Source organism: Neochlamydia sp. TUME1 (assembly GCF_000813645.1).
Lineage (GTDB): Bacteria > Chlamydiota > Chlamydiia > Chlamydiales > Parachlamydiaceae > Neochlamydia.
On the sequence record NZ_JRXI01000211.1, the window covers coordinates 1 to 9,327 of the forward strand.

4 protein-coding genes are annotated in these 9,327 nt (G+C 38.8%); all 4 read right to left on the minus strand.

The window, feature by feature from the left end:
* Positions 1-105: 105 nt before the first annotated feature.
* The gene (locus DB41_RS09740; protein ID WP_155117666.1) at positions 106-645 is read right to left on the minus strand and encodes a hypothetical protein; all 540 of its coding nucleotides are present in this window, start codon (positions 643-645) and stop codon (positions 106-108) included.
* A gap of 186 nt (positions 646-831) precedes the next feature.
* Entirely contained in the window at positions 832-5,841 is a 5,010-nt protein-coding gene (locus DB41_RS09745) for an RHS repeat-associated core domain-containing protein (RefSeq protein ID WP_039386756.1), read from the minus strand.
* A 718-nt stretch (positions 5,842-6,559) separates the two neighbouring features.
* Positions 6,560-8,023 carry a leucine-rich repeat domain-containing protein gene (locus DB41_RS10985; protein ID WP_162180950.1) on the minus strand — a complete coding sequence of 488 codons (1,464 nt, stop codon included), beginning with the start codon at positions 8,021-8,023 and terminating at the stop codon, positions 6,560-6,562.
* A 540-nt stretch (positions 8,024-8,563) separates the two neighbouring features.
* The coding region (locus tag DB41_RS09755; protein ID WP_039386761.1) for a leucine-rich repeat domain-containing protein at positions 8,564-9,327 on the minus strand (764 nt) is incomplete at its 5' end.

Genomic DNA, 9,327 nt, shown 5'->3' on the forward strand with positions numbered 1-9,327 from the left:
TTTATACGATTATAAGTGTCTATATTTAATTTTAAATGGCTGCTAAAAGTTAAAGTAAACGTTTTTAAAAAAGCTGCTCGAGCTGCCAAGTCCTGGTGTGGTCTTTCAATAGGTCCACTCATTTTTTCTCCTAGCTATAATGTTTTTTACTATTTTTAATAGTTCTGTAAATATTTGTACTCTATCAGAAAACTCTTCTTTTGGGAAAGATAGATTACTGGAGGAGGAGACTTCTAATAAGGAGGATAATGCTTCTGGTTCACGACAAGCTTGCAGCAAGTTTTGCGCTCCTCTATGAAAGCCTTGTTCTAAGCATTTCTTAATGGTCTTTCCTTGTTGGTTTAGCTGTTCTTGATAAGTTTCTGCTGCTGCAGGATCATTATTAAGCCTTATATTAATAGAAGTTTTCAAGTTCTTAATAATTTGTTCAGTTAATTCCCCTTTTGCTAACTTCATAAGGCTCGTAGCAATAGTTTTCCAATTTCTACGATTAACCTTAAAATCATGATCAATTAAAGCTATACTTCTCTCTTCATTCGAAGCGTTAGGATTTAAATGGGAAAATAAAAGCAGGGAAGAAGGGAGCTCTAAGAATTTACTCCAGTACAAGAGAGTATTGCTTTGGCAAGGCGTCTTTACAAACATTTTTAGATGCGAAAAAACTTGCACAAGAAAAAATGTTAGATAAGTTACCACTGGTAGAAGTAATTTTTGCCAGGTAACGCATGTTCGTCAGGTCAAGTACTATTTTAAAACATCCTGCCTTAAGATCTATTTCATTCAAGCACTCCTGAATAAAAAGAGGGTATCTGAACTATTACAATAATTTTTTTACCTAACTCTGTAGATTTCTAAAAATTCCTTTCCTAAAGCTTCTAAAAGCTTACGATAAGTGGGAAATCCTAGCTGATGGTCTATGAGGGGAAGACCCCAAGAGCTAGGTAAAAATGTAATATGCTTTTGAGGATCTAAGAAAGATTTAATATAGGTAATGGGATCTAAATAGCAGACCGCATCTCCCAGACTTACATAGTTAATCACATTTTGAAATCCCCCTGCTGCCAGTAGGCAAGGAGATCCAAAAGTATATACGTCTATCATATTTAGCTCCTCAGCTGATAAAAGGCCTTTAGCTCTTAAGGTATCAGAGGCCCCAATACTATGCGCATAATGAATAATTCTTCCTCCGCCTTCCACACCGCCTATTTGTGCTATCAATTCCCGCCATTTTGAAGCAAGCTGTTTAGCTTGAGGAGAAACCCATCCACATCTAACTGCTAGAGATTTTAGAAAATCGTAAGTCCATCCTTCTGTGGGGCGGAAAATGTAGTGGATGTTATTTCCACCATGAAATTTTGAAATTATTTCTAGGCTATACATGACATCATGGCGAGCATTTAAAATCCCATTAATCAAAGTAATTCTTACTTTGTCATTTATTTCTCCTTGCCCTACCACCCCCGCTTCATTCTTTCCTATATAAAAGCCACAGATGCCTAACGTCAGCTTTCCAAAAATGGCGCTGGCTGTTCCTTCAATCTTCTCATTAAAATTATGTTCTAATGAAAGATGTGTAGACATGAAGGCGTGCATATTGCGAAGTAAGCTGAAAATTTGCTGACCGATATCGGTAACTTGGGAGTAAATAGAGCTCCACAAGTTACTAAAAGAGAATAGGCCATAGGGATCCATGCGATTGATAGGATTATTAGAGGCAAAAGCATATAGGTTAGGGCTTTCCATAGAGCCTAACGGGTCTTGTGTCGTCCATTGGCCTAGGGAAGGATCGTAATAACGTTTTCCAAAATAAATAAGTGCAGACTCCGGGTCCATTCTTTTACTTGAAAAACGCCATGGATTATTGCAGGAGGGGTTTCCTCTTTCTTCTTCTCCAAAAGCAGAATAATGGGCTTGTTCTCTCACGGTTTGATCGGCAAGTGAAATAAGTCCACAGACTGAGCCGCGATGATCATGGAGAGGAACGTATGCTTGATCTTCTATTTCTAATAGGACGGCGCTTCCGATTTCTGCTCCTAGCCCCTCACCTAACACACGCAATTCAGTTATTTGATTTTTATCATTGACTGCTCCAATTTCATTTAAACCATCATAAAGATATTTTTGTTCCCATTTTTTTTCACCATTAGGATCAAAACATGTCTTTGACAAGCGCCGATGAAAAAGGTCATAAGTATATCGATAAACTTCCCCGTTATCCTGGCGTAGAGCTATCATGCGATTCAAAGCATCATATTCAAAACGAAGTTTGTTGCCTTTCATTATCTTTTCTTTCAAATTGCCGTTGGCATCATAACCATTTTGGGTGTTATGGTAACCTATTAACTGCCCCAAAGGATTAATTGTGCATTCTTCATAATTTTTAGATGTTTGATTTCCTAACCAGTTGTAGGTGTAGGTGTTGCTAAAAAGTCCTGCTTCATTTGTTAGGTAGTTTTGATCATCGTAAATAAAATTGTGCTTATGTTCACCCGTAAGATCTTTAAAAGTGATACTTTCGATAATCTGGGGCTTTTCAGGCAAATAATGAATAGCTTCAGACCAAAAAGGCGTAGAAATATGAGTAAGATAACCTTTACTATTATAACTACGTAGCTCTTGACCTATGCCGCCTGCCAAGTCACTAATCAGCGGATGGCCATTTAAATCTCGCTCTTGATACTTATGAATCAAGGGATCTTTTAAAAGACGCTGCCTCTCAATTTTTCTAAGGTAGAGACTGTCGTAACTATATTTAATGGAAGATGTATCCGGAAGATCTAATTGAATGCAACGGTTGAGCTCATCATAATGCCTGGTGGTTTTTAATCCGTTGCCTTGTACTTCCTCTAATAGATATCCATCGAGAGAAAAGGTGCGCCGTGTAGATAAGGAATGAATTTTATCTTCAATATGGGTGATATGCTGGAGAGAATCATAGGAAAGAATATAGTGGATCGTAAGATCAGAAGAATGAAGGGCGTTAAGGTTGCCTAGTGAATCATATTCATAAAAAATTGTTACCCCATCCGGCTTGAGAAGGGCACTTAGCTGACCTGCCTCATTGTAAGTATAATGGGTAGTCATAGGTCTTACTGTACCAAATCCTTCAATGCATCTAATAAGGCGATCATAGGAATCATAATGCCATACTGTGCTGATGGTTTTCCCGTGGCTTAAAAAGTAAGTTTCCTTGGCTTTATGATTATTCGCATCCCACTGTAATTCTTGTAAGAAAAGAATGTCACCTAGGCTGTTCTTTTTAGTTATCTTCACAGGTCGTTTGATCGCATCATAAAGAGTGAGAGTCACATTTCCTGATGGGTCAGTCACAGCTTCTTGGAGCACTTGCTGGCCTAGAGGATTGAAGACAAGCTCTTCAATGGAAGAAGATTGTACAGGGGTAGGTTCTACCAAAGTCATCTTTTGTATCTTACCGTTGGCATCTTCAAGACGGGTAGATTTTAAATCATTTTTAAAATCATATTCTTTAATAGTAGCAATAAAATTCTCAAGATGGGTGCCATACCATTCTTTAGAAACGGTTTGCTGACCTAAATGATTATATTCATATGTTAATCGCTTACTAATAGTTTTACCTGTCATTTGCTCGAGAGCTTGTAAACGACCCATATAGTTATATTTATAGCAAATTCTTCGATCTGAGGCCTCTCTTGCTTCTAATAAATGGAAGGCATTATGAATAAAAGTAGTGGCTTTGTATAAAGCGCCTGTTTTGTCAAAAGCTTCATTTTTAAAGAGTCGCCCTAAGGGGTCACGATGATAAACTGTATAATTTCCTTGAATATCAAAGGCAACTTTTAAGGATCCATCCAAATTATAAATAAATTTTTCCACTCTTTGATCAGGATAGAGGATAAGGATAGGCTTACCATAAACATTGTATTGGGTGTAAGTAGTACAACCTTTTGCATCCGTTTGAGCTATCACGCGATTGAGTACATCATAGCTTGTCTGCTTAGAGGGATTGATAAGGTTAAAGTTTTCGTCCATGACGGCCGGATAAATCACTTGAGTCTCACGACCTAAGCTATCATATTCATAGGTAGTTTGATTACCACACTCGTCAATAAATGCTCTCTTATTGCCTTTTAAATCATAATGAAAATAAGTTTTTTTAGTCTGATTATTGTTATCTGAAACTTCACTACTAATTAAACGATTGGCAAAATCATAGGCATGGATAATTTGTTGAAAAATACCTGTAGGGCTGATACATGTTTGTTTTAATAGGTTGCCATTTAAATCATAACTTTTCTCGGTAAGCCCTTTAACTTCATCTGAGGAAGTAATAAGCTTTTGGCGTTCATCATACGTGTTGTTGATGGAATAATAATGCTGATTATTTGCATCGTAATAGTCTTCTTGAATAACCTTCGCTTGGTGGTTGTAGAGATAGATGATTTTTTTTATAAGATGAGTTTGGCCGGTAGAAAGATTTAATGCCCTCTCTTCTATGCTTTCTGGTAAACCTAAGGCAGGATGGTCCGTACGATAGCTAATCGTTTTTATCTGCCTTTCGCTGACGTTGGTAAGGTCGTTTATATTTTTTGAAGATCCATCGTCTTTGCCAATACTGGTGACCTGCCCAGCTTGATTGTAAGAGTAAAATTCTCTTAGAATAATTTTGTTGTTAATGCATGTTAACTTGGACTGAGGGTAGGGAGTATTAGGGAAATATGCATAAATTATTTTTTTTCCATTATCTTCTTCTGTACTTTTTAAAAGATCATTTGCATATTCATAGGTTATGCTATAGTGCTCTATCCCATTTTTTAAAGGATAACCATCGTGGCCTATTTGAATAGCTAGCGTGCATGTGCCAGTAAGGTTGCCATATAGGGTTTCTTTAATTAAACGATGATGGGTGTCATAAGAAAAGGAGTGGGCAATAAGAATAGTACCCTGAGCATCGGCTATATAACGCGTACGAAGCTGCTTGCTGTTTTTCTTTTTCTCTGAAGCTTGAGTCCATATTAATTTTTCTAGGCGAAAAAATTGGCCGGCTGAATCGTAATTTTCAATATCTGTTATATATCCATCGCAGAAGCGATAAATGGTTTTGCAATTAAGAGCATCATAGACCTCCGTATACCCTTCATGATAAACAAACCTACGAGTAACAATAGCTGTGGCATCTTCTCCTACAGGGCTTTTTTGAACTTTAACTTTCCCGGCATGAGGATGGTCTTTTTCATAATATTCATATTCTACATAACGGCCTTCTGGTAATTCGCGTCGGCTGATGAGATAACCTTCTTGGGAAGGGTGCTTTTGATAGTGATAAGCAATAGAAGGAGCGCTCGAGGAAATGACTTCGGCAATTAAACAAGGATTATGGAAGCGATAGGTGACTTGTTGGTTATCATGGGTTTGAATGATACATTGCTTATAAGGATCATCGCTATGTTGAATTTTCAGCCAGCTATAAAGATGTTCATCAGCAAAGTCAGAGACTTTTACAGCTTTTAAGCGATTTTGCTGATCATATTCATACGAAATTTTGTGCGTAGAGGTAAAATGGCCTGCCTCTCCTGGCGTAGATGTGTTAAATAGGTTAGGGAAGTTACACTGCCATCCCGATAAAAAACAGTCTTCTCCCGTGTGATATCTGCGCAGACTGAGAGGAGCCGGCCCGCTAAGATGTAAATCGTTTTGAGCTTCCGTGTACTGGCCGGTCATGATATTTACTGAATCAAATACATAAGTAGGATTTTGCCACTCATGCAAGGAAGGTAATAATGAAGAAGAGAGGAGCTCTTGCGTATAGGCACCGTAGGAATTGATGAATAAAATAATAAATAAGCAAATAAGCTTTTTCATGAACTAACCAAAATTAAATAACAGAAATAGCTTAACCAAGAATAAACTTAAAGGGCAAGAGACAATCTATTTATAATGAAATTTTATGATTTAAAAATAAAATTTACATATGAATTTTTTTTAATCTATTCCGCTGTATATTTTTTCTGAAATATTTTCTGGTCGATTTTACTTTAGCTTCGCAGGGAGAAAAGAGTTAGCTCAAGTAAAAACGTGCTTGAAGATTGCTTTTAGCTTTCTTATTCAGAAAGCTCAGTTTTTAGCTGATAAAGAAAAGACTTTGTTTCACTAGCTAAACAGATGCCCTAATGGAAAATTGTTGATAAAAAATATCAATCAGAAAAAAATTAGGTTAAATGCCAGCTAATGGCAAATGTCCTTATTTTGGTTTGGCTAAAAGAATAAGATTGATTCTTTGTATTTGAGAAAAACGGCTCTTTTTGGTGCCTTGTTTTAATCCTTCTACCGAATGATGGAATACAATATGCCTAGCTTCTTCCTGTCAAGAAAAGTTGTTCTCACAGCCATAACACTCTGCAGAAAAAGAGAAAAGCTCCTTGTCCTTATAAATGTGTAGGTTAGTTTAGACTTGCTTAGTTGCGGGAAGGAAAGCGGATTACTTGTTTAAAGATAAGAGGGCTGAAAGTTTTTTTATTTCATTCTAGCTCATCCCCATTTAAAAAGTATTTAAGTCTATTCTACAATTGAAAACACTGTCTTATTTTTCGGCGATATCTTTCAAAGGATTTTCCGCTAATTCAAGCCATTGCAGCTGAGGCAGCTGCCCTATTTCTGTAGGCAGAGCGGAGAGCTGGTTTTGATTTAAGTAAAGCCCTTTCAGCTGAGACAATTGCCCGGCTTCTGCAGGAAGGCTGGTGAGCTGGTTTTGATCTAAGTCAAGATGTCGCAGCTGAGACAATTGCCCGATTTCTGCAGGCAGAGCGGAGAGCTGGTTTTGATTTAAGCAAAGCCTTTGCAGCTCAGACAGCCGCCCAATTTCTGCAGGCAAAGTGGTGAGCTGGTTTTGATTTAATTCAAGCCTTTGCAGCTTAGACAGCTGCCCAATTTCTGCAGGAAGGCTGGTGAGCTGGTTTTGATCTAATTCAAGCGTGTGCAGCTTAGACAATTGCCCGATTTCTGCAGGCAGAGCGGAGAGCTGGTTTTCTCTTAAGTCAAGCCATTCCAGCTGGGACAGCCGCCCAATTTCTGCAGGCAAAGTGGTGAGCTGGTTTTGATTTAATTCAAGCCTTTGCAGCTGAGATAGCTGCCCGATTTCTGCAGGAAGGCTGGTGAGCTGGTTTTGATTTAAGTAAAGATATTGCAGCTCAGACAGCCGCCCAATTTCTGCAGGCAAAGTGGTGAGCTGGTTTTGATTTAATTCAAGCCTTTGCAGCTTAGACAGCTGCCCAATTTCTGCAGGAAGGCTGGTGAGCTGGTTTTGATCTAATTCAAGCGTGTGCAGCTTAGACAATTGCCCGATTTGTGCAGGCAGGTTGGTGAGCTCGTTTTCTCCTAAGCCAAGAATTTGTAGCTCAGACAACTGCCCGATTCCTGCAGGCAGAGCGGTAAGCTGGTTTTCTCTTAAGTCAAGCGTTTGCAGCTGAGATAACTGGCATATTTCTGGGGGTAAATAAGTCAAGCCTATTCTAGATAAATCTAAAGCCGTGATGTTTTCACGATTTTCTGCAATCCAATCTCTAAGAAGCTCTCCTTGTTTTTCTAAAGGTAAATACTTGATCTTTTCTTGATCTAAGAACTCCCCTCCACCAGGCAGTGTTTTCCACATTAGCAGGCGATTAATGCTAATAAGATAAGAGGAATAATTAGCTAGCGTATAATATCTCTTTTCCTGGGTTTTCCATTTAAATTCTAACTCCGCGGGAGCAAGAGATTTAGATAGAGCAAAGGCTTGTTTAAAGATTGCCTTGACTTTTTCTATTTCTGAAGGTCTATCTTCGAGCTTATAAATTTTATCTACAATAAAGGTCTGCTTGTTAATATCTCCTTGAGGAACATGCACTTTACCTATTTGCTTATAAAGAGAAGGCATCACTTCAGAAGCTAGCAGATGATGCCATCTTTTACAGACGCCAAATAAGGAAGGAACTGCGCAAGCCTCTAAGATAGGGAGTAGCAATTCATTGGGCAAGCTTTCAATAGAGGCTGAAGGGATAGGATGCATTTTATTTCCTTGGGTAGTGATAACTTTTTCAGCATTTTTGTTTTTTGAAGCAATATAAAAAAATTTAAAAAGCAAGTCAAACGAATTTGTATCCTTATCAATGAAAAACATCTCATAGATAATCCGCCTCGCTTTTTTTTCAGATAGATTCAAGGAAAGGGTGGAGGCCTTCCAAGCATCCAGGAGCAACCACAGGTTTTGGGGATTAAGTGACGCGGCAATTTGGGTGTGGCTAAAAGAATGAGATTGATTCTTTGCCTTATTTGAGAAAAACGGCTCTTTTTGGTGCCTTGTTTTAATTCTTCTACCGTATGATGGAATACAATACGCCTAGCTTCTTCCTGTCAAGAGAGGTTGTTCTCCCAGCCATAGCAATCTGCAGAAAAAGAGAGAAACTTCTTGTCGTTATAAATGTGTAGGTCAGTTTAAATTTGCTTAGTTGCCGGAAGGAAAAACCGATTACTTCTTTAAAGATAAGATGGCTAAAAGTTTTATATTTCATTTTAGCTCACCCCAATTTAAAAAGTACTTACAACCATTCTACAATTGAAAACGCTGCCTTATTTTTTTGGCGATATCTTTCAAAGGATTTTCCGCTAATTCAAGCGTTTGCAGCTGAGGCAGCTGCTCGATTTCTGTAGGAAGTGTGGTTAGCTGGTTTTGGCCTAATTTAAGCACTCGTAGTTGAGACAGCTGACCAATTTTTGTAGGCAGAGCGGTGAGCTGGTTTTGATTTAAGTCAAGCACTTGCAGCTGAGACAGCTGCCCTATCTCTGCAGGAAGAGTGGTAAGCTGGTTGTTATCTAAGTAAAGCAATTTAAGCTGAGACAGCTGCCATATCTCGGTTGGAAGAGTGGTGAGCTGGTTGCTGTCTAATTCAAGCGTTCCCAGCTGCGATAGCTGCCCTATCTCTGCCGGAAGAGTGATAAGCTGGTTATTTTTTAAGTAAAGTGCTCGGAGCTCTGGTAGCCGCCCTATCTCTGCCGGAAGGGAGGTGAGCTGATTTCTATGTAAGTCAAGCTCTTGTAGCTGTGATAGCTGCCCTATCTCTACCGGAAGGGAGGTGAGCTGGTTTTGGCTTAAGTCAAGCCATTGCAGCTGAGACAACTGCCCTATCTCTGTCGGAAGGGCGGTGAGCTGATTTCTATGTAAGTTAAACTCTTGCAGCTGAGATAACTGGCTTATTCCTGCAGGCAGAGAGGCGAGCTGGTTTCGGCTTAAATTAAGCTCTTGCAGCTGAGACAATTGGCATATTTCTGGGGGTAAATAAGTCAAGCCTACTCTAGATAAATCCAAAGCCGTAA

Bases quoted from the DNA above. Each gene is read 5' to 3' on its own strand.
- DB41_RS10985 (WP_162180950.1), bottom strand. From the start codon at position 8,023: ATGCATCCTATCCCTTCAGCCTCTATTGAAAGCTTGCCCAATGAATTG.
- DB41_RS09745 (WP_039386756.1), bottom strand. From the start codon at position 5,841: ATGAAAAAGCTTATTTGCTTATTTATTATTTTATTCATCAATTCCTAC.
- DB41_RS09740 (WP_155117666.1), bottom strand. From the start codon at position 645: ATGTTTGTAAAGACGCCTTGCCAAAGCAATACTCTCTTGTACTGGAGT.